Consider the following 26,047-nt stretch of genomic DNA (forward strand, 5'->3'; position numbering starts at 1 on the left):
CCATCCTTATTTTTCATTTCAATTAATCATTCTCTTTTATCATACCACTAATCAATATGAATTTCTTCATCTTGATTTAATCTTATTATTTCTCTTAAATGTTTAAACACAACTTTAGTAATTGCATATGCTGGAATCCCAAGAATCATCCCGAGAAGTCCAGAAATATTTCCGGCTACCAATAACAATAAAATAATCGTTAAGGGATGAATATCTAAACTTTTTCCAATAACATTTGGATAAATTAAGTTTCCATCAATTTGTTGAACTACGATACAAACAATAATTGCCAAGATTGCTACTTTAGTTGATATTGTCATCGATAAAATCAATGCTGGAACCAGTCCAATGTATGGCCCTAAATATGGAATCATATTGGCAACTCCAGCAAACAAACCTAATAATAAGGCATATGGGACTCCCGAAATCCCATAACCAATTGAAGTAAACGTCCCCACAAATAAGCATTCAATAGCTTGCCCACTGATATATTTAGCAATTGTATTACTCATATCTGATAAAAGTCCTTTCATTGAACTTCTACTTTTTTCGGGGAAAAATTTCAAAATATTTGGTAATAATTTTTCACCATCTTTTAACATATAGAATAGCAAAAATGGGACTGTCACAATTGTTACCGTAATATCTTTAATTGCAGCAATCACATTGCCAAAACTTGAAGTAAATGTCATTAAGAAGTTTTTGCTTGCCTTTAAAGCAGAATTTTCTAATTCTTTAATATTTCCTTGTAAATTAATTTTAGCAAACCAGCCCTTTTTAGCATCTGTTTGCATAAAATGCTTGAAGTTATCTTGCAATATATTGCTATATTCAGGAATATTTGATAATAATTTTTCAAACTGAACAATTAACTTAGGGACAATTGATGCGATTGCTAATCCTAGTCCTAAAAATAAAAGAACTAATACAACGGTTGTTGCCCAGGTACGATTTAACTTCATTTTTCCGAGTTTTATTTTTTCAACTTGTTTGACCAACGGAATTAATGCATAGTATAAAAATCCTGCAATAATAATCGGCATAAAAAGTGTAGAAAAAAAAGTTACGATTGGTTGAAAAATAAAATCAATTTTTGTACTTACCCAAATTATCAAGGCAATCACTAAAATTTCGAAGGTCCAAAATAATAAATTTCTTTTGAAAGAATTACTCATGTATTTTCTCCTTTGTATCAAAATAGAAGCTGGAAAAATCCTTTATCAAGCGGTTTCTCCAGCTTCTGTCTTCGACTATTGCTAGTCACTATTTAGTTACAATACAGCGGCGTAACATCATTGACGACGCGATAATTCTAAATAACGATTATACCAAATTTCTACGTATTCCTTAGAAAATGGTCCTTTCTCATTATTAATCCAATCCACTAGAGTCATAACGTTGCTTTTTAAAATCTTGTCTGTATCTTTTGAATACTGCCATTTTTTACCATGATCTTCATATTCATCTACATCTAGCAATCGTTTTTCCCCATTAGGAAAGACCTTAACGTCTAAATCATAGTCTATATATTTCAATGCTTCTTTATCTAAAACAGCAGGAGAAGCTAGGTTACAATAGTATGAAACTCCATTATCGCGAATCATCGTAATAATGTTAAACCAATAATGTTTATGAAAATAAACTAATGCTGGCTCACGAGTTACCCACCGACGACCGTCTGCTTCGGTCACCAACGTATGATCATTACAACCAATAATTGAATTTTCACTAGTCTTTAGAACCATTGTATCTCGCCACGTACGATGTAAACTACCGTCATGCTTATAACTCTTAATCGTAATGAACTCACCTTCACGGGGTCCGGATAGATTCACCATTAAATTGGCCTCCACTTCATATAAACATGAATGTACTTACATCATTATCATGGATATTATACCAAAGTTTGCAAGACTTATCTAGAATGACTTATTTCTTGACAAACTTAACTACCACTTCACACCGCGCGGTTTGTGGAAACATGTCGACTGATTGGAGATATTCAACGTCATAAACATCAACTAAGCGCACTAAATCACGCGCTAAAGTCGATGGATTACATGAAACGTAAACAAATTTTTCTGGTTGATATTTAATAATCGTATCAATCATTTTATCATCTAAGCCTGTTCGGGGCGGATCTACAACTAATGCATCAGGAACAAAACCTTCTTTGGTCCATTTTGAAAACACATCTTCTGCTGCGCCAACTTCGTAATGGACATTTTTTCGTTGCGATAACTCTGCATTTACCCTGGCATCTTCAATTGATTCTTTAATTGTATCCATCCCGCGAACTTCTTTAGCATCATTAGAAACAAATAATCCAATCGTTCCGACACCACAATAAGCATCAACTAAAGATTCAGTTTCTTTTAGTTGTAAAGCCTCTTTAACTTGAGTATAAAGAACTTCTGTTTGTTTGGGATTAAGTTGGAAGAACGCTCTAGCGGAAAGTTCAAATTTAACATCGCCTAACTGTTCTTTCAAACGGTCGGTCCCAGCTAATTTGAATGTTTCTTCACCCCAAATTAATGATGTTTTCGCTGGATTAACATTTTGCATAATTGATACGACTTGTGGGAACTGACGCTTAATATCAGCCACAACATTATTTAAGCGTGCGCAATGAGCTTGGCGCGTAATAAATACGACTTGTAACTGATCGAAAGTTGTTTGCCGAATGACCACGGTTCTTAAGTCCCCAGTATTTTTACGTTCATCATAAACGGCAACCCGAAATTTGTTTAGCGACTTCACAATTGCTCTCATTACTTCCATCGTTAACGGCATTTGCGTTTTAAAAGTTGGTAAGTCTACTAAGTAATGACTATTGGCTTTGTATAAACCAGCAATAATTTCGCCCTTCTTATTTTTTCCAATTTGAAAAGCAGCTTTATTACGATATTCATAAGGATTTTGCATGCCTAATGTTGGTCGTAATTCATAATTTTGATATCCTTTAGGTTTAAACTTCTCTAAAGCTTGTAATACAACATCGCGTTTAAATTCCAATTGTTTTTGATAATCTAGAATTTCTAACTCAATGCCCCCTACATCATATTTATCAACGGCAACAACCCGATCAGGACTTTTTTCATTAATTTTTAATAATTTCGCCTGAATATATTTAGGGTGGGCCTTGGTTACTTGCACATAGACAACTTCTCCAGGTAAAGCTCCTTGGACAAACGTTATCTTACGCTTATAATAACCAATCCCTTCCCCATTAATTCCTAGACGTTTAATTGTCACAACAAATTTTTGGCCGGCTTTTACAATAATTCCTTGATTGTTTTTTTGCATGTTAAATTGCTATATCCTCTCTCGTATTTTCTGTTATGATTATTATATCAAATTTAAGGAAAGGATGATTCCGTGGATAAAAAAATCACGATGATTCAGGCTCAAAAAAAACCAGGGCGCTATAATATCTATTTAGATGGCGAATATGCGTTTGCTGTTAGCGAAAGCGTCTTAATTAATTACCGCTTAGCCAAAGGTAAAAAATTAAGCCTAGAATTAATCGCTGATATTCAAATTAGCGATAACATTTCAAAAGGATACAATAAAATTTTAGATTTCCTTTCCCATCAAATGCGGACACAAAAAGAAATTGAACTCAAGCTCAAATCTTTAGATATCGCCGAAGGCTTTTTTGATGACATCATAACTAAACTTAAAGAAAATCACTTAATTGACGATTTAGAATATGCTAAAAGTTTTGTTCGAACCATGTATAATACGTCTGATAAAGGACCCCAAGTCATTCGAACAAAATTACTCCAAAAAGGGGTCAGTTCAAACGACATTGAAGATGCGCTTATTTTATATACCCCAGAGCTTCAAGCTAAAAACTGTCTAAAATTAGGCAAAAAACTCGCACAACGGTATCATAATGAATCTTTCAAAAACCTACAAACAAAAATTAAACAAGGTCTTATTACCAAAGGTTTTTCAAGCGAGATTGCCAATTTAACCCTTGAAGACTTGGCCTTAGAATTAGATCAAGAAAACGAATTTGATTTACTGGTGTCTGCCGGAGATAAATTGTGGAACCGCTATGTCGGACTTGAAAGCAAAAAACGGGCGTTAAAAATTCAACAAGCGCTTTATCGTAAAGGGTTTGCTCTTGATGATATTAGACAATACCTTGAAGATAAAGAAAATGATTTTGAGGACTAAAAAAGGATTGGAAAATTACTCCAATCCTTTTTTGTTTTCTTTTTTATTTGTCTTTAAATAAATGCGATGTAATCTACGTGTTTTTTCTTCAACACCTTGGTAAAAATAGTACTCTAAGCCGGCGTTTAAAACCACGCCTAACATAATGACCCAACCGGTATAATTAAGCCATAATAACAGTACAATAAAGGTTCCCAAAGCTTCATAACTCATAATTGAACGTGCAAAATAAGTTACGTAAATCGAAAAACCTTGTGAGAGAACTATCCAACCAATCGTTGCAACAATCGCTCCTGGAATAACTAAGATAAAATGAGTTTTTGCATTAGGAATCACGCGATACGCAATTACCAAACTAATAAAAATCCCTAAAAATACTGTCGGAAATTTCCATTTCAAAAATATCTCCATCCAGTCAGTTGATAAATTAAAAATTGGCGTTAGATAATCTAAAGCAATTTGACCAAAACTAAATAAGATAAATAATGACGCAATTAAAAATCCAATAATTAAAGTCAAAATAATTGCAAACATCCGCGAGAAAAACGCCCCTTGCCTTTTCCCCACGCCATAGGCCAGATTAAATCCTCTTTGCAACGTATTAATAGCTCGGCTAACAGCCCAAATGGCTAAAATCGCACTAATTGACGCTAAACTACCAGAACCGCGTTTTAAAAAGGAATTAATAATGTGCTTAAGCGTTGGATAAATATTAACCGGAACTAAGGTTTTTAAAAAATCTAAAATATCTTGTACATGAATATTTAACAACGGAATTAAGTTTCCTAAAAAAATAACGGTAGGTAAAATTGCAAGCAAAGAATAATACGAAATTATAATTGCCACTCCGTTAATATTGGCCTCACTAGCTCTTTTGACAATATTAAAAAATAAATCCCGTACTTTTAATAATTTTTCCTTCATCATTTTTAGTGTCGTTTAATTGTTAAAGTTACTCCACTAGCAACGTTTCCATCCAACAAATTATTATCTTGCATAATTTGTTCAACCGTCGTGTTGTATTTTTCAGCAATCATTGTTAATGAATCTCCTGGTTGAACTTTATATTTGATGACTTTTTTTGCTTGTGTAGTAGTTGAAGCAAGTTGATCAATTTCTACATCCTCATCCACTTCATTTACTTCACTACTTGTTTGTACCTTTGAAGCACCATAACGTACTTTAGCTGCTTGCTTATTTTTTTCGTACTCTGCTTTTTGTAATTCAGCTGATGGTGAAATATGTTCTTTAATTCGTTGTTGAATTACTTGATTACTAAAAAAGAAAAATAAAAATGCTCCCAGGGCAAGTAAGCTTGTAAACATAATTAATTTTTTTTGACGTCTTTTTTTCTTCACACTTTTTCTCCTAACGATAATCTTTATTTCAAATAAAATAGGACTTGAGCATCACTGCCCCCGTCCTACATTAATTTTATTTAAAAGACTTAGCTAATTCTTGGATATATTCCTTAAGTTCGTCTTTTACTTCTGGGTGACGTAATCCAAATTGGATTGATGTCTTCAAGTAACCAAATTTATATCCAACATCATAACGTTCGCCTTTAAATTCATGTGCGAATACACGTTGAATTTTGTTTAAACGATCAATTGCATCAGTTAATTGAATTTCGTTCCCTGCTCCTGGTTCTTGAGTTTCAAGCATTCCAAAGATTTCAGGTGTTAAAAGATAACGACCAATGATTGCTAAATCACTTGGAGCTTCTTCAACAGCAGGCTTTTCAACGAATTGTTTAACATCGTATAGTCCTGGTTTAGTTTCAGCAGTTGGATCAATAACACCATATTTGTTAACTTCTTCATGAGGAACCTTCATTACTGCTAATGTTGAGGCATGAGTTTCTTCATAACGATTAATAAGTTGCTTTGTTAAAGGCACCTTATCTTCCATCACATCATCACCTAACATAACAACGAAAGGTTCATTTCCAACGAAATCCTTAGCCATCAATACGGCATCCCCTAATCCACGTGGATGAGATTGACGAATAAAGTAAAGGTTAATATCTGTAGTTTGTTGAACTAAACGTAATAAATCAGTTTTTCCCTTTTCTTTAAGGTTTTGTTCTAATTCTGGAACTGAATCGAAGTGATCTTCGATTGGACGTTTACCTTTCCCAGTAACTACTAAAATATCTTCAATCCCTGATTTTTTAGCTTCTTCAATAATAAATTGAATTGTTGGCTTATCAATAATTGGAAACATTTCTTTAGCTAAAGCTTTTGTCCCTGGCAAGAAACGAGTCCCTAAACCTGCAGCTGGAATAACCGCTTTTCTTACTTTCATATTAAACTCCTTATACATATCTTGTTTCAAAAAAATATTCTAATCAATTCTTCTAGTAACATTATACTAAAAAAAGCTATTTTTACAATATAATTTCTTAATAATTTCTTAAAAATTGTTCTCAATGTGTATATTTTAATCTTCTAAAAGATATTTTGCATCACGTTTTTTATCTTGTGAAGTTAAGATTTTTGGACCTTCTTTTGTAATTGCAATTGTATGTTCGAATTGGCATGAAAGGCTTCCGTCAGCTGTACGTGCTGTCCACCCGTTAGGATCATCCATGATAGATTCCCATGTTCCCATGTTTACCATTGGTTCGATGGTAATTGTCATTCCTTCTTTTAAGCGAAGTCCTTTACCAGCTTCACCATAATGAGGAACATTTGGAGATTCATGCATTGTTGGTCCAATTCCATGACCGATAAATTCGCGGACATCGCCATAACCATTTTCGTCTTCAACATATTTTTGAATTGCTGCTCCAATATCGCCAATGCGGTTACCAACTTGAGCTTGATCAATTCCTTTGTACATTGCTTCTTTTGTAACTTCCATTAAGCGATCAATTTCGGGAGTTGATTTACCTACAACATATGACCAGCATGAGTCACTCATTGCACCGTGGTAGTTAACAACTGTATCAACTTTAACTAAATCTCCGTCTTTTAAAATAAGGCCTTTTCTTGGAAAACCGTGACAAATTTCGTCATTTACGCTAACACATGTAGCATATTCATAACCTTCAAAACCAATTTGTTCAGCAATCGCATCATTTTCCTTGAAGTATTTACGTGCAAATTTTTCGATTTCCCAACTTGAAATCCCCGGCTTAATGATATCGCGTAAAGCAATATGTAATCCTGCTAAAATTTGACCTGATTTTTGCATTTCCTTAATCTCACGAGGTGATTTTAATGTAATCATTTTTATGCCTCCATTTTGTATTTACCTTTCCATTATATCACTGAAATTAAAATTTTTCCTTGATATCTGTTATAATAGTTTTAAAACTAATTTTGAAAGAAGGTTCAATCATGGCAAATGTTAAAATCATTTTTGCTACAATTACAGGTAATAATGAAGAAATTGCTGATGTTATTTCTGAAAGTTTAGAAAATAAAAACTTAACTGTTGATGTTGAAGAAATCTCTCAAGCAGATGCTTTTGATTTGGAAAATTTTGATGCTGTTGTTGTTTGTCCATATACATACGATGGTGGTAGTTTACCTGAAGAAGGTTTAGATTTCTTTGATGACCTTGAAGAAGTTGATCTTACTGGTAAATTTTATGCGGTTGCAGGTTCTGGAGATGAATTTTATGGCGATGATTTCTGCGTCGCTGTTGATAAGTTCGATGCCCAATTAGCTAAGAGCGGTGCTACTAAAGCAACTGAAAATATCAAGATTAATTTTGCTCCTGATACAACAGAAGATATCGATAACCTTGACCGTCTAGCCGCTGATTTAAGTCAAAAGTTAGGTTTTTAAACCATGATTGCATTATTTAAAAAATATCAAAATATCATCGCATATCTTTTTTTTGGTGGATTAACGACTCTAATTAATATGGTTGTTTTTTATATTTTTGATACCCAGCTTGGATGGAACTATCAATTAGCGAATTTTATTGCTTGGTTGGTTTCTGTTTTATTTGCCTTTTTTACCAATAAAGTTTGGGTTTTTGGATCTTCATATACAACCGTTAAAGCTTTTTTTAAAGAATTATGGAGTTTCTTTTTCTTTCGGGGACTTTCCTATTTTATGGATGCTGGTATTATGTTTATCGGTATTTCTTTACTCCATGCCAATAGTAATTTAACCAAATTAATTGATCAATTTGTGATTGTATTATTGAATTATATTTTCAGTAAATTTTTCATTTTCACTAAGAAATCTTAATAATTAATAATCTCCTGCTTGTTCACAGTAAACCATTTGTACGGTAAAATGGTTAGTGAATGACTAGGAGGTTATTTTTTTGGAATTTTCTTTTAAAAAAAAATCGTATCACTCGCTTTTTAGTTGGTATACTCTTACTTTTATAGTTGTTGCCTTCTTTGTTTATGGAGCATATTATCTTTCCGGTCACTCATTAATTTGGCAAATTGATGGATCTCAACAACATCTGCCCTTATTAATTAGTTACCGTAAAGCCTTGATTGAATTTTTCCAACATCCCTTTGCTGGAATTACAACTTGGTCTTGGAAATATGGTCTTGGGTCTGATACCTTTCAGATTTACTCCTACTATACAATCGGCGATATTTTTGCATATCTTACATTGCTGTTTCCAGCAAGTAAAATTATTTTTGCTTATCAAGTAATGATTATCTTGCGCATGTATTTTGCTGGCTTATCATTTGCTTACTTTGCGAAACACTTAAGGTTGCAAAATTCTACGATTATTGTTGGAGCGATGATTTATATTTTTAATGCATATCTTTTATATGCCAATGTTGCGCAGCCATTTTTTACCACGGCATTCATTATCTTTCCGTTGGTAATTTTAGGAATTGAAAGGATTTTGCAAGGAAAATCAGCATTTTATCTCACCTTCGTGTTTTCATGGATGTTTATTAATAATTTTTACTTTGCATTTATCCTTGGTCTAGGAGGCATTATATATTTAATCTTACGCGTTTTATTTAATTACCGTAAGCGCCTTGACTATTGGGTAACTTTTAAAAAGTTAAGTTTTGCTAGTTTAACTAGTTTATTAATCAGTGCAGGCTTACTTTTACCTGAAATTTTAGCCGTTCAAAGCTCTACTCGCGCTGGCAGTTTATTTGCTAACGGCCTTAAAACTTATCCAATTTATTATTACTTAGCTTTACCATCTCAGTTAATTAATGGTGGGAACCGTGATTTTTATTTTTGGAGTGCATTAGGTTTTTCGAGCATTGCCTTTTTTGGGGTTTGCTTTATTCTTTTAAAATATAAACGCTATCCATTATTGGCAAGTACATTTATCCTTAGTTTTATAATGCTCTTGTTCCCTCAATTTGGAGCGCTTTTCAACGGAATGATGTCTCCATCGAATCGTTGGACTTTAATGCTTTGTTTGCCCCTTTCACTTGCTGTAAGTGAATTGTTGGAAAAGTTACCAACGCTTTCTGATCGGACAATGAAATATTTAGCTTACTTAACCTTTGCTTACATTACAGTTGTCGGAATTAACTATTACTTCCAAAATTCAGAAAAACTCTTTATCCCAATTATTTTCTTATTGGTATTTTTAGGAATGCTGTTTTGGATTAGATATGGTAAATCAATTCACCCGTATCGCTTAGCCAACGGTTTAATTATTGCCAATATTGTTTTAAATGCAATTTATTTTGAAACACCGTATAATGGCGGATTTGCTAACGAAATGTTACCTAACGGAGCTTATGAAAAACTGCTCAAGAATCGTTATGGTGGCCTTGATGATGACATCGCTCCAAGCAATACATTTAGAGTATCAACGATTAGTAATAACTTCTTTTTAGCTAAAGATTTTAAAATGTATAATACTTTAAATGAAAAACTTCATGGGCTTAGTTCTTATTATTCACTTCAAAACCAATATTTAGGTGATTTCTCACGTAACATGCAAAACATTCAATACGAAACTAATGTCCCTTTACGCGAATTTGATGATCGCGCAATTCTTCTTAATTTCCTTGGTGTTAAACATCTATTTGCGCAATTGAATCAACCTAACGATAATAAAATCCCTTATGGTTATCATCTGAGCCAATCCACGCGCTTAATTCATGATGTTAACCAAAAGGCATCAAAAAATCAACAAATGCGTCGTTATACAACCAATTACGCCTTTCCGTTGATGTATTGGCAAAACAAAGTGATTACTGCAAAGCAAATTCAATCCTTAAGTGTGACGCAAAAAGAACGCCTTTTAAGTCAAGGGGTTTTGATGACTAAAAAAGATGCAACCGGCTTAAAACGCTTAGACATCAAAAATGACACTGTAGAAGTTCCGTTTAAATTGATTTCTGATCGAGGTAATATTGTTGATCCTTCAAATCTGCAAAATTCAGACAAGAATGAAACTTATCGCATTGTTTTGAATCTTGAAGAACTTAAACGGACAAAACAACTCCCTAAAAATAGTGAATTGCATGTTGAAATAAACGACATCAAATACACGCCGTTTTCTTTCAAAAAACAAATTCAATTTGAAGAAAAAAATCAAGCCGATGATTTAACTAAAGGACTTTTAGCTTCCAACGACCGTTTAGCATACTATAAATACTTTAGATACCACGTTTTAAAAGGTTCGCCGGATATGAGTTATAATATTACCGTTAATTCAAAATTAGGTGCTGAAACCATTGCACAACCGCGTCAAAGTAAAACTTCTTTTTTCAAAATTGTTAATAATGGAACAATGAATTTGGGCCAATTTAAAACCTTACCTGATTCATTAAAATTAACACTTTCAAAAATGGGAACGTATAATTTCAAAATAAAAGTTTACGCCCAACCTTTTACTTCAGATTATCAACGCGATGTTAAACAAATTCAAAAGCATGCCGTTAAGAATCTTTCATTTAAACAAAACGGGGTAAGTGGTGACATTACAACTGATCAACTGGGGGTTATTACTTCATCTATCCCTTATTCAAAAGGATGGAAATTATATGTTGACGGTAAAAAAGTACCACTTTACCGTACTAACCAGGCTTTTGTTGGTTTTAAACTTGCAAGTGGTAAACATCATATTAACTTGGTTTACCAGATTCCTGGCTTAAAGTTAGGCTTAACTTTATCTGTCATCGGGATTATTCTTCTGATTTTTAGTTGGATGCTTCAATTTAAAAAACGAATTTCAATATAAAAAAAAGGACTGGAATTTTTTCCGGTCCTTTTTTATTATCCAAAATCAATCGGGCGCTTTAATTCAACATTAAAGTGATATGCAATCGCATCTAAAATTCGTTTTGATGCTTTCCCATCTCCGTAAGGATTCTTGGCAGTTGCCATCTTTTGATATTCAGCTTCATTATTTAACAATGTTTGCATGGATTCTTTAACCTTTTTTTTATCTGTACCTACTAGTTTTAAAGTCCCAGCGGCCACTCCTTCAGGTCGCTCAGTTGTATCACGTAAAACCAAAACTGGTTTGCCTAAAGATGGGGCTTCTTCTTGGACACCACCTGAATCACTCATAATAAAGTAGCTTTTCGCAGCGATATTATGAAAATCAACTACATCAAGCGGTTCGATTAAATGAACCCGCTCAACATCACCTAATACTTCATGGGCCACTTCTTGAACTGTTGGGCTTAAATGAACAGGATAAATAACTTCAATATCAGGGGTTTGTTGGACTACTTCTTTAATTTGTTTCAATACCCTGCGCATAGGTTCCCCTTGATTTTCACGCCGATGCATTGTAACTAAAATTAAACGTTTCTTTTCATCAATCTGATTTAAAATAGTATGATGATAATTTTGATTTACCGTTTGATTAAGCGCATCAATCGCTGTATTTCCGGTAACAAAAATATTGTTTTCATCATGTTTTTCTGCTAGTAAATTAGCTTTACTTTGAGTTGTCGGCGCGAAATACAAATCACTTAAAACATCAGTCATTTGTCGATTCATTTCTTCTGGATATGGTGAATACTTATTCCAAGTTCTCAAGCCGGCTTCAACATGCCCGACTGGAATTTGATTATAAAAAGCTGCCATACTTGCAGCAAAGGTCGTTGTTGTATCACCATGAACTAATACAATATCTGGTTTAACTTCTTTTAAAATTTCATCAAGTTTTACTAAGACATTAGCTGTTATTTCCGTCAAGGTTTGGCGTTGGTGCATAATATCTAAATCATAATCTGGTTTTATTTTAAAAATATCAAGGACTTGATCAAGCATTTGACGATGTTGCGCTGTAACTGTGGTAATTGCTTGAAAGCGTGTATCTTTTTTTAATGCTAAGACTAATGGTGCCATCTTAATTGCTTCTGGTCTGGTACCAAAAATAGTCATTACCTTAATTTTTTTCATATTTCTCCCTCGCACCTCTTTTTTCTGTTATCATAGCTAGTATAGCAAACACAAAAAAATAATTCTATGCTAGCTTATAGTAGCATTATTGAATCAAGAAAATTATTATTTAGGATGTGAATTTTTAGATGAAAAAAATTGCTAAATTATTAGATAATGCTCTTCCGCTAATTGCAATTACTTGTATCGCATTTTTCTTAATGCAAGCTCAAATTGTTTATCGCAGTGTTATTATCGGTTCGGATGCAATGTTTCATTTTAATCGTTTCTATGATGCAGCTAAACAATTACAAAATTTTAATTTTAGTTTTTTTCAAACCAATTATGGATTCCAACAAAGCGGTCGGATTATTAATGCGATGTATGGCCCATTTTTTGCCTATTTTAATGGTTTACTTCTGGCAATTTTAGGAAGTTGGTCCCGCTATCAAATTGTTACGAACTTCATGGTGTATTTAATTGGTGGTTATGGAATGTATAAATTAGCAATTTTAGTGCAACCTAAACGTCAAATTGCTTTATTAGTAACCACAATTTTTATGAATATTGGGTGGCTTCCACGATGGCATTTGGCGCAAAATCTTAATTCTTGGGGTGCAGCGATTGCTCCTTATGCAATTATTTTAGGGATTAAAATGGTACGCCAACACAAAATCGAATGGTTTAAACTCGGACTTTTGATGAGTATTATTGCGCAGATTCATATTTTAAGTACCTTAATTTTGGCAGCTACTTTAATTCCCTTTTATTTTTATTGTCTAAAAAAAAGTCAAACTAAACAAAGACTTATCTTGGATACATTAAAGGCTGTCCTCATGACCACTGCATTAAGTGCTAATATTTGGGCAAGTATCTTATATCTGAAATTCACCAACACAATCGCCGCCCCCGCTCCGTTTTCACTAGCTGATAACGCATTAAAAATCGGGGTATTCAAAAATACGCGCGATTATATTATTTATTCCGTACTTATCATTTTTATTTTTCAATTAGGATTTGTCATTAAACAACGCACTCAAGTTGATAAACTAAATTTTTGGCTTACAATTTATGGAGCGCTTGTCTTATACCTTAGTTCAAGTCTCTTTTTTTGGATGCCGATTCAAAAATTACTACCCTTTTTAGCCAGTAATCTCCAATTTCCCGTCCGTTTAACTATCATTGCTTATCCACTTTTACTAGTTGGAGTCGCAATGTCGGTACATGCTTTATTGCAGGACTCCAATAACATTAAGCGTCATTTAATCACCGGAGCATTATTATTTGTAGTAATGGAAAGTTTTGTCCCAAATGTCACTGATGCTTTTGAAAGAAGTGAAAAGTATCATACCTATGAAGTACTTTCAAGCTGGTCTGCTGTCGTTTCGGTTTCCCAAAACCGTCAAGAAATTCGCCATTCTTTACATGGAAAATATCCAGGCCAACTTCTTCAACTTGTTGAAAAAAGAATTCCGGACTATTTGCCACAAATTGACACTAAAAACCATGCCAAAAAAGCAAATTCTAAACTTTATCAAGAACAAGTTATTTATCAATACCACTTGTTTAACCACAAAGTGCTTCCAAATGGGAAACTTCAATTAACATGGAATGCTAACAATTCGAGTCGAATTATGATTCCAATCATTACATACAAACAATCACGCTTAACTTTAAATGGTAAAGTTTTAACACATTATGCTCAAACTAAAATCGGCGTGCCGCTCTTACATCAACAAAAAGGAACAAATACAGTGACCCTGCAATTTATCCAGCCAAAATGGATGACAGGTTTATTATGTTTTTCAATTTTAATGTGGCTTATTTTATTTGGATTCCTTGCACAAAAAGTGCTAAATAAATTAAAAAAATCTTGATAAACACCGTGGACTAGTGATAATCTAGTACACGGTGTTTATATTTTATTTACAAGGAGAATCTCATGGATAACTTACAAACTCAAAAGAAGTATCTAACTTGGCCCATCTTAACTTTGATGGCCTTTGTAACTGTTATTGGGTTCGATGATATTATGTATAATTTCCAAAACCAAGGGATGACTGTTATCACCTCTTGGATTTTAATGTTATTTCTATATGTAATTCCTTACTCTTTAATGGTTGGACAACTCGGTGGTATTTTTAACAAAGAAGGCGGCGGTTTAAGTTCTTGGATTCGTGGAACTAACGGTGAATTTCTGGGATACTTTACAGCTTGGACATATTGGGCCGCTTCAATTCCTTACGTCGTGGATTCCGCTAATTCAGTTGTTGTTGGGTTTGGTTGGGCCTTTACTGGATCAGGAAAATTCCAAAATACAATGTCTAATGCCGCATTTACATTTTGGACTTTCGTGACATTTATCGTCTTTATTTTCGTTCAAAGACGCTTGAAAAACTCAATGGAAATTCTCAGTACCATTGGTGGCGGGATGATGTTTCTAATGACTATCCTCTTTGTTTTGCTCGCATTTGTCGGTTTAGCTAAAACTGGAGGGCATATGGCAACCCAACCAATGACATGGCACACAATCATCCCTAAATTCGATTTAAAATATTGGTCGACAGTTGGGATGTTGATTTATGCTGTTAATGGTTGTGAATTAATTGCCCCTTACGTAACGCAAATGAAAACACCAAAGCGTGAATTCCCCAAAGCCATGATTGCTTTAGCTGTCATGACGGCATTTTTAACCATTTTTGGGTCTTTTGCCTTAGGTATTTACTTTGATGCTTACAATTTACCAAATGACTTAAAAATGAACGGTTCATACTATGCCTTCGCCGCTCTTGGTAAGCAATTTGGTGTCGGAAACTTATTTATGTACATTTACGCTTGGACATCAGTTCTTTATATGTGTGCTTTACTTGCTGTTTTACTTGATGCGATGACCCGCATGTTAATTTCTGATACTGGTGATCATTACATGCCTAAATTCTTACAAAAAACTAACAAAGATGGTCTTCCTATTAATGGCTACATCTTAACTTGTGGCCTTTCTGCTTTTATCATGTTACTTGGGATATTTTTACCTGAAATGAACGATATTTTCAATTGGCTCTTAAATTTAAACGGCATTATTTCTCCAGGTGTAACCTGCTGGATTTTCTACGCGTTTATGCGTGTACGAAAAAATTCAGCTAAATATCCTTCTGAATATATCTTTATTAAAAATGACCGTTTAGCTTATTTCGCTGGTTTAGGATTACTTGTAGTGACTGCATTAGCTACAATTTTAGGTATTAGTCCTCAAGATGTTAAGTTATTTTCAAATACTTGGTGGTATGAATTAGTAATCAATATCGTTTCAATTACAGTTTTAATTGGCTTAGGTGCCATTTTACCATCAGTGCGTAAGCGCGAAGAAAAATATGGTATCGCTTTTGATAAAACTCAATGGTACTTAATTTTTGCCTTACTAATCTTATCAATCATCTTTAATGTCTGGTTAGGTGGAACTAAAATTGCATTACGCGGTTTATACATTCTAATCGAATCAATCATTGCAATACTTGTAATCTGGTTGATTGCTAAACAAACACCAAAAATTTCTGAAAAATAAAAAAAGGACTGGAAAAAAATCCAGTCCTTTTTAATATGCGCTCGATCGGAATTGAACCGATGACCTACCGCTTAGGAGGCGGTTGCTCTATCCTGCTGAGCTACGAACGCATTAAGACGACTACTCTAGTATAGAAAATTATACTAGAGTAGTCAAATTTACATCTTATTCTTTGCTTTTCTTACGACGCATCCCTTTATTTTTTTGGTTACGTTTACGCTTCTTACGTTTCTTTTGTGCCACTTTTTCATCTTTTTTAGTTGCTTCAGGTTTTGGTTGAGCTTTTTTCTTAGGTTTTGCTTTGGGTTTATTTTCTAATTCAGCTTCTTCAATATAATTTTGACGATCCGCTTCCTTAATTAAACTTCCAGCAAATAATACTCCAGATTCGATTTGGTAGGTTGTTTCTTTCATCAATTGTTTGAATTGACGTAATCCATGTTCATTTCCAAGATTAACAACAACCCCTTCAGCTCCCATTCGACCAGTACGTCCTACTCGATGGATGTAAGTATTAGTGTCTTTAGGTAAGTCGTAGTTAACAACGGCCGGTAAGTTAGGAATATCTAGACCACGTGCAGCCACATCTGTTGTTAATACGAACCGAATTTCTTTTTTCTTCAAACGTCGTAAAGCTCCTTGACGATCAATTTGACGTTTTTCGCTTGATAACAATGCCACTGGGACTTTCATATGAGTTAATTTTTCCGCAACATCACGTAAAGTTGACGTTTGTTTGAAAAATACTAACCCATAAAATCCGTCCATATTTCCTAAACGTCGAAGCATTTCTGTTCTTTTACGGGTTGGTGTTTCAAGCATAAAATGAGTTACTTTACCATGAGTTTGATCTTGGCTTCTAACATCGATTCTTGTAACATCAACGCCAAACCAGCGATGAAGCTCACTTAAGATTGGAGCATCTGTTGCTGAGAAAAAGGCGAGTTGACTGTCAGCTTTGGTATGACTTACAATTTCACGAACGTCTTTTAATGATTCGCTTTGTCCTAGCAATTCATCTGCTTCATCAATTACAATGGCATCAACCAAATGTAATTTTAATTTTTTCATATCAATTAGATTTAAAAGTCTCCCTGGTGTTCCAATTACGATTTCCGGGCGTTTTTTTAACTTTTCAATTTGACGTTTAACATTAGCTCCACCAATCAAACTTAAAACATTTAAGTCTAATAATTTAGCCCATGGACGCGCTACTTCTGTAATTTGCGCCGCTAATTCTTGTGAGGGCGCAATCACTAAGATTTGGGTCCCATCATTTGGCATTGCCTTTTCTAATAGTGGCCAAAGATACGCTAAGGTTTTTCCAGAACCGGTTGGTGCCAGTCCCAAAACGTTTTGTCCTTTCGCTAATAATTCATATGTTTTTTCTTGAATTAGTGTCTTTTCACTAAAACCATCTTCTTTGAATTTTGCTTCAAATTTTGGATTCATTCTTTCTTCTTTCCTTAATCTTTATCCATTATTACATCATTAGGGAAAGTAATCTTTGCATAATGACGTAATTTATAGAGAACTTTATTGACTTCAACTGCCATTGCCAACCAACGATCAGCGTTATCCCGTGATTCTAGATCATCAGGATTTTCTAATACTTCTGCAAAAGCTTGGGCTTCTTCATACAATGGGTTAGCATCAACTAATCTTGAAATTACATCTTTATTTCCGTTTTCATCGGCTACATAAACAATATTCAAGTCGGCCGCATTATCCATTACCAAAGTTTCTTTAAGACCATAAATTTCGCCCGGTAAATATGAATTAGCAGTTTTACCAATTTGAAGCGTCACGTTAAATTGTGGGTACTTCAAAATCGCAATTCCCGAACCATCTACTCCACTGTTTAATTTTGTAGCTTCGTAAATTACACTGTCGGGTACTCCAAACCATGCTAAGGCATCATACACTAGATAGACTCCTAAATCTTCTAGCGCTCCGCCCGCAAAGTCAGTTGTAAAAACATTTGGCTTTTCTCCTGCTAGATATGCATCATAGCGAGAAGAGTATTTTTCATATGTTAAAGTAGCACCTTGAATAACTTCCATTCCTTGAATTTCAGTCGTAATCGCTTTAAAGTTTGGTTGATGATAGTGACGAGCTGCTTCAAAAAGATAGTTCTTTGGATGCAATCTTAATTCTGCAATTAAGTTTTCCATTTCTTTTGGATTAGTTGCGATTGGTTTTTCAACAATTACATTTTTTTCGGCTTTTAAAGCGGCCATTGCTTGTGCATAATGCAAGCTATTAGGGGATGCAATATACACGACATCAAAGGCATCACTATGAAAAAATTCTGTTAATTCATTAAAATGTTCAACTGTTGATTCTGTAAAATCACTGCTAAATTTTTGAGCAGTTTCAAGATTTCGTGAGTACACAGCTGTTAATTCATATTTTTCAGTTTTGAGGGCGGCTTGTACAAATTGCTTTGCAATCCAGCCAGTCCCAATAATTCCTAATTTCATTCTTATCGTCTCCTTTTTTAAAGACTTCATTTTCATTTTAACAAAATTTCTAATATTAATACAGTCTTGTCCTTGTAAAAACGGTTGATATTAGTGATATTTGTTACGCTAAAATGTTTCTTTTTTGTAACAAAACCCCAGAATTATTTCAATTTGATAATATTTTGTTTTAGCTATTTTCATCCTTGAAGCATTGGTATATGATAGAGTTACAAAAAATAATTGTACGGGCAATGGGAAAGGAGAATCATAATGGAACACCGTAAGTTAATCGGTAATTGGAATCAAGTTTCAAGCAATTTTATAAAGATGAAAGATTTTTTAAATTTAAAAAAGAAGGGGCTTCCCACTTCGTTTAATCACCAACATTTTTATGGAACTTGGTCTTTTTTTGATGACTTAAGTAATCGCCAACACCGTTTACAAATTACTGATAAACTTGAAATCATGATTGATTCTAAAATCCTTCCTGGAAAATTTCTCAGTATTAACGAGCACAGTCTTAATTTCTTAGATAGTTATGGTTATCATCTTCGAATTAATTTAGTCAATGGTGTTCCAAGCGAAGTCTATGACGAAGCTGATGATCGTAGTTATCCACTCAAAAAATTTGATATATAAAAAAAGAAGTTAGCCTCAAACTAACTTCTTTTTTCTATGCATTTTAGATTTCGTCAAGTGGACGAAGGTGCTTTTTAGCGATTGCTTCAACTTTTTTGACACGACGAATATATTTTTCTTCATTCAAGAAATCAGTTGTCATCCATGTACGGACGATTTCCATTGCAATTGCTGGTCCAATAATTTTACCACCAAGACATAAAACGTTACTATCGTTATGTTGGCGTGATAAGCTCGCACAAAACGGATCTTGGCAAACAACAGCATCGCAACCTAAAACACGGTTCGCAATCATTGCACTCCCATAGCCTACACCATCAATAAAAATTCCGCGATCAGCTTCTTTTTTAGCAACTTTTAAAGCTGCGGGGTAAACGAAATCTGATAAATCCACCGGATTTTCATTATAAGGACCTAAATCTTCAACTTCATGTCCCATATCTTTTAGTAATTCAATTACTTCTTTTTTTAAGGCAACTCCAGCATGGTCACTTGCTAATACAATCTTCATATTGCAATTCCTCCTTGTTCTTTCTTTTTTATTATACTCTTATTTAAATTTTGGGTCTGCTTATAATTCAACTTTCACGCGAAAAGCACGGTTAGAATAATAAGAATCTGCCCCGTTATGGTAAATAAACACACATTCATAATGGTTATCACCAAAAATTGCTCCACCTAAATCCCGAATTTTTTCAGGCGTTTTTAACCAACTACTTGTCTTCAAGTCAACTGGAGTTATTGCTTGTAATTGTCGATAAGTTGCTTCATCCAACAATTCAACTTGGTGTTCTTGGGCTAATTCCATCGCACTAGTTTCTGGCGGAAATTTCTTTCGACTTTCGCGTGCTTGTTGATCATAACAAACTTTTACTCTACCTTTAGGTGATGCTTTTGAAAAGTCTGTAAAAATGTAACGATCTTTACTTTCATCATACCCTAATAAAGCAGGTTCCCCTTTGGTTGCTTCCATCCACTCTAACGCCTTCAATGCGGTTGGATTTTCTTCAAGGCGTTGTTGAATTTCTTGCCAATCTAAGTTTTCAAATCTACTTTTGTGTTCGTCAAACCGTTGTTTTAAAATTTTTAACATAATTTTCACCTATATATTTCTTATCAATTTAATACAAAAGATTGAGAAAATTTTCCCAATCTTTTGTAAAGTTATTCGCTGGCAATTCTTTGCCAATTTTCAGCTACATCTGGATTACGCGTTGGTTTCCAAACATAACCACCGTCTGAATTTTCACAAACTAAAGCAACTGGTTGCCCATTATGATATGAAAATGCATATGTAATGTGGCTTCCACCTGGTCGTCCTTGTTGTTGGCCGACTTTATTATAGTTATACATTGACACAACATTGTAATCATGTGAGCCATTCTTAGAATCTGACCAACCAATATCTAAATCATTTCCGTGGCTTTCATAATACTGTTGCCCGTCTAATGGCATGTCACTCTTAGTAGATTTAGTATATGTTTGATTCATAGTTGGAGCCCAAGAATCAAGAAATGATTTTAATTCCGATTCTTTATCAGAATTCCATTTATCTTTGTCATCTTTACTACTTGAACTTGCTGCTTTTTTTGATGTTGAGCCTTTAGCACTATCATTGTTAGCTACAGTTTTACTAGAATTAGCTGCATTCTTTTTAGCTCCTACCACAGTTTCTTTTTCTGGTTGAGCAAACACATGATTAAAGAAATAGTAATTTCCGGCAACTACAATTCCAGCAACCGCAACTAAAGTAATTACCCATAATAAAATATTATTCTTTTTCGATTTTTTTTGAACCGACATTTGTTCCGAGAACTGTTGATCGAAATATTGATATTGTTGTGGCATATCAATATTTTCTTGCATTTGTGATGCATCCGCCATTTGATTGTTATCATGGTTTTCTTGGGTCATATTGGAATTAGACGCATCATCAACTGTATTAATTTGTTGATTACCTTCTTGATTTACTTGTGATGATTGTTCTTCCAAATCTCCAACTTTAAATCCACAATTTTGACAAAAATTTTCACCTGGCCCTAAAGAATGCCCACAATTTTGACAAAAATTATTCATACTTGTTTTCCCCCCTAAAATAAATTGAACATATTTAAATTAAGCATTTAGCCATTTAATTTAAATATTTTTGAACTTCATTAACCATATCTTCGACATTTTCAGCTTCATATGCATAATCTACTCCATCGAAAGCCAAATCCTTATACGTTAAAACTGGAATATTTAATTTATTATAAAATTGACTATCTTTTTTCACATCATCATATTCACCGATCATAAGTACAGCTTTAATGTCATCATAGTTATAAAATTCTTTTTTGAACAATTCTTTAACAAAAATATTTGTTTGAGCCCCTAATCTGATAACCTTGAAACTTGCTTTTGTTGGTGCTACAACTATAAAGCTAACTTTGGGAAATGCTTTAGATAACTCCAAAATTCCCCGTAAATTTTCAGTCCTTGTATATACTAAAAACTGTTGCTTGCTTTGTTTTTCTTTATTTTTTTGAAGTGCTTGTCCGATACTCATAAAGTTAAACTCCCACCACTGGCGGCGACCACGAATTACTCCCCAGTCTCCCCAAGGTTTAGCAGGACCCGTAAAATGAATGATTTTTCCGCCTGCATATTCCCCAAATCTATCAAGATAACTTTGAGGGACTGCTAAAACGGTCGTTCCATGTTGAGCATTATATTCAATCGGTAATTCATAAATATCTTCATAATCAAAATACCCATTGATTACATGTTGATCGTCGGCCTTCATATCAGTTTCAATTCGATTTTCAACTTCTGCTTTTAATCCTTCAACATATCCATTTTTTCTCCAAATTTCACAATCAATTAGCATCACGCCTGAATTATAACGATTTACTAAAGTCCTATAATTTAACCAGTCGATTGTCATTCCAATCCCTGAATCTAGTAACTCGACTGTAAATAATTCATCAATGTTTTCCGTTACAATAATATCACAATCTAAATATAGCACTCGATTTAAATCTGGTAACAAATCTGGCAACAATAAACGCGCATATGAAATTTTAGTAATATATTCAAACGATGCATCCCACTTTAATTCGTCTTCAGATATTTTCCAATCAATGACACGAATGTTTGTGCCACTTAATTCTTCTTTAAATTTAAAGAAAAATTCAAATGGGAGATCAGTATTTACAATATAAATATCCATATTGTCGTTATTTGCAATTAATGATTTAATTGCTACTAAAACTTGTGTTACATATCTTTGATCAACACAAAATACAATGTTCTTTTTCATTTTCCCATCCTACTACTCTCTAAAATAGTAATGTCACTGCTGTAATAATAGCTAAACCACCTTGTTTTAAAAGGATACTTTTATCACTCGTAATCGCACCATATGCTGCTACTAAAATGATATATCCCATAAAAATTCCTAACCAAACTGGATTAGGTTGGACATATAATGCAATCAAAACTAAAATTCCGATTAATAAATTATATACTCCTTGATTTTTAAAAAGTGTCTTCACACTATCGCGATTTAATTCTGCTTCATCCATATTAAAAACACGCCCAGTATTTTTAGATGTTGTGGCAATTGTTTCTAAATAAAAAATATAAAAGAACTCTAGCGCAACCAAAGTTCCAAAAATCATTGTAAAAATTGACATTTCTCTTACCTCATTTATTTGTTATTGCTTGTTTAATTGCATTTTTAATATATTCGCCATTTCTTAACTTTTCGGCTAAGTTCATGGCATTATTTTTTAAAGTTAAATATGTTTCTTCTGACATATTTTCTAAAATTTGATCAAGTTCATTAAGATTATCCACTGTAATTCCAACTTGATTTTTTTCAATAAATTCAGCCATTGCTGCTTTTTTCCAAATAATCACCGGAATTCCACTACTTAAATATAGCGAAGTTTTATGGGGATTATTATATTTCATATATTCTCCAAATGTTCCACTACAACGATCTAGGGTATCGCCATCCCAAATCAACCCAAAATTTTCATTTAAATATTTTGGTAATTCATCCGGAAGATACGCCCCCTGATAATCAACACAATTAGGATACTTATCTTTTTGATTAGGTCCATATACTGCCATCTTTGTCTTCTTAAAATTAAGCTTCGTTAAAAATTCTGCCTTTTGTAGATTTCCTGCAAAGCACACACTTTGATTAAATTCTTTAATTGGTTGAATTGATTGGGGATTGAAATAATCAAACACCCCTAACACAATCATTGGCGTTGTAACGCCTTTTTGTTGTAACCAATCTTTCATAGCTTCATTATGAACGATTAATGCATCAACTGCATTAAAGATTTCTAATTCGCCTTTTTCGAAGTTCTTATCACCAAGATATACGCGCAAAGTTTCCACATCATGCACCATAAAGATTAATTTAGCTCGCGTATTTTTCCGAATTCTCGTAATAATTTGCTTAGTTAAAAAAAGTGAGTAGATTGGATATTGAAAAATAATATTATCAACTTTTTGATGCTTTAAGAATTTAGGTAATTTGAATAAGCGATACATAACTTTATCAAAATGTGATACTGGCAAATCCATATCAATCACCTGATATCCTTGCTCTTTTAAAAAATAATTGATATCGGTTTTGGCTTTAGGACCGGCATCTTTACTTTTTTTACTTGTCTTTAAAACTGAATATAAGACTAAATTATTCATGCTGCAATCCTTCCTTTATCCATTTCTTTATAATTATTTTATCAACGTCTGCGTTAAATTTACGCGCAAACATCAGCCCTGATTCTTTTGCATTTTTTAAATCCTGAAAATCACTTTCCGTAAATGTCTTTGGACTACTATCTTTCTTCCCAAAATCAAGGTATCTTAAATTTCCTAAGGGAGAGATTGTAGCTTTGAGATTAGGATGGTTCATTACCATCGTTTGAATAAAGATTTCATCACACAAAATACTATGCTGATACATTTTTTTGATTTTTTCTTCTTGATGTAAAACCTCATCAACAACTTCTTCGGTAATACTTAACCAATTTGAACCGTATGCTAAATCCAATTGATATTTAGCGTACGCATTCAAGTGCAACATATTTTGAATTCCACGTTCACTTTTACGATACAAGCGAATTAAGATTTGTAAAATTTTATTATTCGTCGACCGGTAAGCCGAAATTTTAGGAAAAGCATGCTTAACAGCTACTCGGTTTTTTACTTCTCGATTAATCGGTAAAAACTCAATGAAATTTTCTCCTTGATGTTGCTCAAAAAATGCATGAATTTTTTTTTGACTTTGCAAAGGTAAGTCCTTGGCCGATAAAAAATGATAATAACTATAATGTCCATTTTGATGAGCTGCCTTCATCAAAATAAGTTCACACCAGACTTGGTCCGGCGCTCCCCAATTCACGTTTAGCCGTTTAACAAAATAAACCTGACTTCGTTTGATACAAGATTTAATTTTTCTTTGATTTTCAGAAGTTAATCTAACTTTTTTATCAATATGGATAAAAAAATCATTTTTAGCATCATCAAGTAATGGTAACAAGATTTCAAGTTGTTCAAAATCTTGATCAGCCATAATTAAATATGCATGTTTGTTCATTCTAAACGCTGCCTTTCCAAAAAATATCTCTTTTCTAGTATACCAAAAAAAGACTGACGTTTCGTCAGTCTCATTTGCTTTTATTCAAATTTTTCTTATTAATATTAGCTACCCCTGCAAATAAAATAAATGAGTATGCCATTTCCCATAAATGTTGATCAATTGCTGAACTTATGAGTGTTAGTATTAATACCAAAATAACGTCATAGCGCTTAAATTTCCAAGCTCTCATCACTAAATAAAGCATATACATGATTATAATCGCAGTAAAAATAATCCCACACATCATAATTGCACGAATAATCGATGAATCAATATAAAAATAATTTTCACCGGAATAATTCATTTCTCCCATTCCAATTTGCGGAATAAAGTTTCCTGTAAAGTTCATGGGATAGCGATGCATCGCCAAACTTCCTAATCCTAAACGCCCTGAAAGCCAATGATTCATGGTTGCCCAGACATGCGCATTAGGATTAAAATTAAATTTCCAGGTAAATAAAGTAAATGCCATAAAAAATCCAGGAATTACTGAAAGTAAAAATGGTATTCCTAATCTTTTTAGAACTCTTATAATCTTGTCATAGAAAACTAATAAGAAGAACGCTAATAGCATCAAAGCAAAATCTAAGCGCGTATCACTAACAATGTATGTCAGGATAATGATTGCCAAAAAAATTATCCAATGCCGGCGTTCGATTTTAAAGCCGCGATATAACATGTACGCTACCATCAAATAAAAGATATGTGCCGCAAAATCAGACGGCGAAATAATTCCTAATGCATACCGAATATGAACGGTTCCATCCCGAAAGATATCTGATGAAGGATTATTTTACGAATATATAACGTCGCCGTTATTATCAAACAACTCAATTCCGTCCAAAAATATGCCCGGACAATTTGTTTGAAATCCACATCTAATGCCGCCGTAATAAAACTGGCATAAATTATCATATCTTGTTCTTTTGAATTATATGACGCTAAGAAAATAACCATTAGTAATAATATTATGTAAAATTTCTTTTTTATAGCAATATTATCGATTAACAGTGGCTTTAATAATACTAATAAAGCGATAAGTTGAGTTATTTTAACTAAGTACCTTCCAAATTCAAAAGGCAAGGCCCACATAATCGTGGTTCCTTGCATAAATAAGAGAACTAATTCAATGATAAAAAGCATCAGAAAATAATTTGATTTTTTTTCTTTTAAAAAGTTCATTGATTTTAGGGCGGGATACCAGTGGTTTTAACCACTGGAGGGATAGCCCTCACTTGCAAGCTCTAAC

General features: G+C 33.5%; 25 protein-coding genes and 1 tRNA gene. 7 read left to right on the forward strand and 19 right to left on the reverse strand.

From position 1 onward, the window contains the following. Positions 1–47: 47 nt before the first annotated feature. The 3 genes from JCM14209_RS04500 to rlmD form a co-directional block, all read right to left on the reverse strand. Entirely contained in the window at positions 48–1,175 is a 1,128-nt protein-coding gene (locus JCM14209_RS04500) for an AI-2E family transporter (RefSeq protein ID WP_025022381.1), read from the reverse strand. A 117-nt stretch (positions 1,176–1,292) separates the two neighbouring features. Beyond that, complete coding sequence (gene ntdP / locus JCM14209_RS04505) at positions 1,293–1,838, reverse strand: nucleoside tri-diphosphate phosphatase (protein ID WP_025022382.1); 546 nt, start codon at positions 1,836–1,838, stop codon at positions 1,293–1,295. A gap of 91 nt (positions 1,839–1,929) precedes the next feature. Next, positions 1,930–3,306, reverse strand: coding sequence for a 23S rRNA (uracil(1939)-C(5))-methyltransferase RlmD (gene rlmD / locus JCM14209_RS04510; protein ID WP_025022383.1), 1,377 nt, complete (start codon positions 3,304–3,306; stop codon positions 1,930–1,932). Positions 3,307–3,378: 72 nt separating this feature from the next. Between rlmD and recX the strand changes: the two genes are divergently transcribed. Continuing rightward, positions 3,379–4,185: a recombination regulator RecX gene (gene recX, locus JCM14209_RS04515; RefSeq protein ID WP_025022384.1), complete on the forward strand. Its 807-nt coding sequence runs from the start codon at positions 3,379–3,381 to the stop codon at positions 4,183–4,185. Between the two features lie 15 nt (positions 4,186–4,200). Here the strand turns inward: recX and JCM14209_RS04520 are convergent, their stop codons facing one another. The 4 genes from JCM14209_RS04520 to map all read right to left on the reverse strand — a co-directional run bounded on the left by JCM14209_RS04520 (position 4,201) and on the right by map (position 7,419). Continuing rightward, positions 4,201–5,112, reverse strand: coding sequence for a YihY/virulence factor BrkB family protein (locus tag JCM14209_RS04520; protein WP_025022385.1), 912 nt, complete (start codon positions 5,110–5,112; stop codon positions 4,201–4,203). 2 nt (positions 5,113–5,114) lie between these two features. Next, on the reverse strand, positions 5,115–5,543 hold the full coding sequence (locus JCM14209_RS09065; protein ID WP_025022386.1) for a LysM peptidoglycan-binding domain-containing protein: 429 nt from the start codon (positions 5,541–5,543) through the stop codon (positions 5,115–5,117). Positions 5,544–5,619: 76 nt separating this feature from the next. After that, positions 5,620–6,492 (reverse strand): UTP--glucose-1-phosphate uridylyltransferase GalU, encoded by an 873-nt coding sequence (gene galU, locus JCM14209_RS04530; RefSeq protein WP_025022387.1) that lies wholly within the window; start codon positions 6,490–6,492, stop codon positions 5,620–5,622. A 135-nt stretch (positions 6,493–6,627) separates the two neighbouring features. Beyond that, on the reverse strand, positions 6,628–7,419 hold the full coding sequence (map, locus tag JCM14209_RS04535) for a type I methionyl aminopeptidase (protein WP_025022388.1): 792 nt from the start codon (positions 7,417–7,419) through the stop codon (positions 6,628–6,630). A 110-nt stretch (positions 7,420–7,529) separates the two neighbouring features. On the opposite strand from map, the gene JCM14209_RS04540 reads away from it, so the two are divergent. From JCM14209_RS04540 to JCM14209_RS04550, 3 genes are all read left to right on the forward strand, one after another. After that, positions 7,530–7,982 carry a flavodoxin gene (locus tag JCM14209_RS04540; RefSeq protein ID WP_025022389.1) on the forward strand — a complete coding sequence of 151 codons (453 nt, stop codon included), beginning with the start codon at positions 7,530–7,532 and terminating at the stop codon, positions 7,980–7,982. A 3-nt stretch (positions 7,983–7,985) separates the two neighbouring features. After that, complete coding sequence (locus tag JCM14209_RS04545; protein WP_025022390.1) at positions 7,986–8,393, forward strand: GtrA family protein; 408 nt, start codon at positions 7,986–7,988, stop codon at positions 8,391–8,393. A 79-nt stretch (positions 8,394–8,472) separates the two neighbouring features. Then, the gene (locus JCM14209_RS04550; RefSeq protein WP_025022391.1) at positions 8,473–11,334 is read left to right on the forward strand and encodes a YfhO family protein; all 2,862 of its coding nucleotides are present in this window, start codon (positions 8,473–8,475) and stop codon (positions 11,332–11,334) included. A gap of 35 nt (positions 11,335–11,369) precedes the next feature. On the opposite strand, the gene wecB is transcribed toward JCM14209_RS04550, so the two are convergent. Next, positions 11,370–12,509: a non-hydrolyzing UDP-N-acetylglucosamine 2-epimerase gene (gene wecB / locus JCM14209_RS04555; RefSeq protein WP_025022392.1), complete on the reverse strand. Its 1,140-nt coding sequence runs from the start codon at positions 12,507–12,509 to the stop codon at positions 11,370–11,372. Positions 12,510–12,637: 128 nt separating this feature from the next. Here wecB and JCM14209_RS04560 point away from each other — a divergent pair, with 128 nt between their 5' ends. Then, positions 12,638–14,365 (forward strand): putative glycosyltransferase family protein, encoded by a 1,728-nt coding sequence (locus JCM14209_RS04560; protein WP_025022393.1) that lies wholly within the window; start codon positions 12,638–12,640, stop codon positions 14,363–14,365. A 65-nt stretch (positions 14,366–14,430) separates the two neighbouring features. Next, a complete protein-coding gene (locus tag JCM14209_RS04565) occupies positions 14,431–16,050 on the forward strand; it encodes an APC family permease (RefSeq protein WP_025022394.1) in 1,620 nt (539 codons plus the stop codon). A gap of 36 nt (positions 16,051–16,086) precedes the next feature. Here JCM14209_RS04565 and JCM14209_RS04570 read toward each other — a convergent pair. The 3 genes from JCM14209_RS04570 to JCM14209_RS04580 form a co-directional block, all read right to left on the reverse strand. Further along, a tRNA-Arg gene (locus JCM14209_RS04570) sits at positions 16,087–16,160 on the reverse strand. A 55-nt stretch (positions 16,161–16,215) separates the two neighbouring features. Then, entirely contained in the window at positions 16,216–17,502 is a 1,287-nt protein-coding gene (locus JCM14209_RS04575; protein WP_025022395.1) for a DEAD/DEAH box helicase, read from the reverse strand. A 14-nt stretch (positions 17,503–17,516) separates the two neighbouring features. Beyond that, on the reverse strand, positions 17,517–18,533 hold the full coding sequence (locus tag JCM14209_RS04580) for a Gfo/Idh/MocA family protein (protein ID WP_025022396.1): 1,017 nt from the start codon (positions 18,531–18,533) through the stop codon (positions 17,517–17,519). Between the two features lie 252 nt (positions 18,534–18,785). Here JCM14209_RS04580 and JCM14209_RS04585 point away from each other — a divergent pair, with 252 nt between their 5' ends. Then, positions 18,786–19,154, forward strand: a complete 369-nt coding sequence (locus tag JCM14209_RS04585) for a DUF4828 domain-containing protein (RefSeq protein ID WP_025022397.1) — start codon at positions 18,786–18,788, stop codon at positions 19,152–19,154. A gap of 43 nt (positions 19,155–19,197) precedes the next feature. On the opposite strand, the gene JCM14209_RS04590 is transcribed toward JCM14209_RS04585, so the two are convergent. The 8 genes from JCM14209_RS04590 to JCM14209_RS04625 all read right to left on the reverse strand — a co-directional run bounded on the left by JCM14209_RS04590 (position 19,198) and on the right by JCM14209_RS04625 (position 25,477). Continuing rightward, positions 19,198–19,665 (reverse strand): RpiB/LacA/LacB family sugar-phosphate isomerase, encoded by a 468-nt coding sequence (locus JCM14209_RS04590; protein WP_025022398.1) that lies wholly within the window; start codon positions 19,663–19,665, stop codon positions 19,198–19,200. A gap of 60 nt (positions 19,666–19,725) precedes the next feature. Continuing rightward, positions 19,726–20,247 (reverse strand): DUF4256 domain-containing protein, encoded by a 522-nt coding sequence (locus JCM14209_RS04595; protein WP_025022399.1) that lies wholly within the window; start codon positions 20,245–20,247, stop codon positions 19,726–19,728. Positions 20,248–20,318: 71 nt separating this feature from the next. Then, the gene (locus JCM14209_RS04600) at positions 20,319–21,230 is read right to left on the reverse strand and encodes a zinc ribbon domain-containing protein (RefSeq protein WP_025022400.1); all 912 of its coding nucleotides are present in this window, start codon (positions 21,228–21,230) and stop codon (positions 20,319–20,321) included. 55 nt (positions 21,231–21,285) lie between these two features. Continuing rightward, positions 21,286–22,455 carry a glycosyltransferase gene (locus JCM14209_RS04605; RefSeq protein WP_025022401.1) on the reverse strand — a complete coding sequence of 390 codons (1,170 nt, stop codon included), beginning with the start codon at positions 22,453–22,455 and terminating at the stop codon, positions 21,286–21,288. Positions 22,456–22,474: 19 nt separating this feature from the next. Then, positions 22,475–22,831: a DUF1304 domain-containing protein gene (locus tag JCM14209_RS04610; protein ID WP_025022402.1), complete on the reverse strand. Its 357-nt coding sequence runs from the start codon at positions 22,829–22,831 to the stop codon at positions 22,475–22,477. Between the two features lie 10 nt (positions 22,832–22,841). Then, complete coding sequence (locus JCM14209_RS04615; RefSeq protein WP_025022403.1) at positions 22,842–23,858, reverse strand: glycosyltransferase; 1,017 nt, start codon at positions 23,856–23,858, stop codon at positions 22,842–22,844. After that, the gene (locus JCM14209_RS04620) at positions 23,851–24,756 is read right to left on the reverse strand and encodes a beta-1,6-N-acetylglucosaminyltransferase (RefSeq protein WP_025022404.1); all 906 of its coding nucleotides are present in this window, start codon (positions 24,754–24,756) and stop codon (positions 23,851–23,853) included. Before JCM14209_RS04620 ends, JCM14209_RS04615 begins: the two co-directional genes overlap by 8 nt. Before the next feature lie 70 nt (positions 24,757–24,826). Further along, on the reverse strand, positions 24,827–25,477 hold the full coding sequence (locus tag JCM14209_RS04625; RefSeq protein ID WP_025022405.1) for a hypothetical protein: 651 nt from the start codon (positions 25,475–25,477) through the stop codon (positions 24,827–24,829). Between the last annotated feature and the right edge of the window lie 570 nt (positions 25,478–26,047).

This window comes from Ligilactobacillus hayakitensis DSM 18933 = JCM 14209 (assembly GCF_000615845.1).
Classification (GTDB): domain Bacteria; phylum Bacillota; class Bacilli; order Lactobacillales; family Lactobacillaceae; genus Ligilactobacillus; species Ligilactobacillus hayakitensis.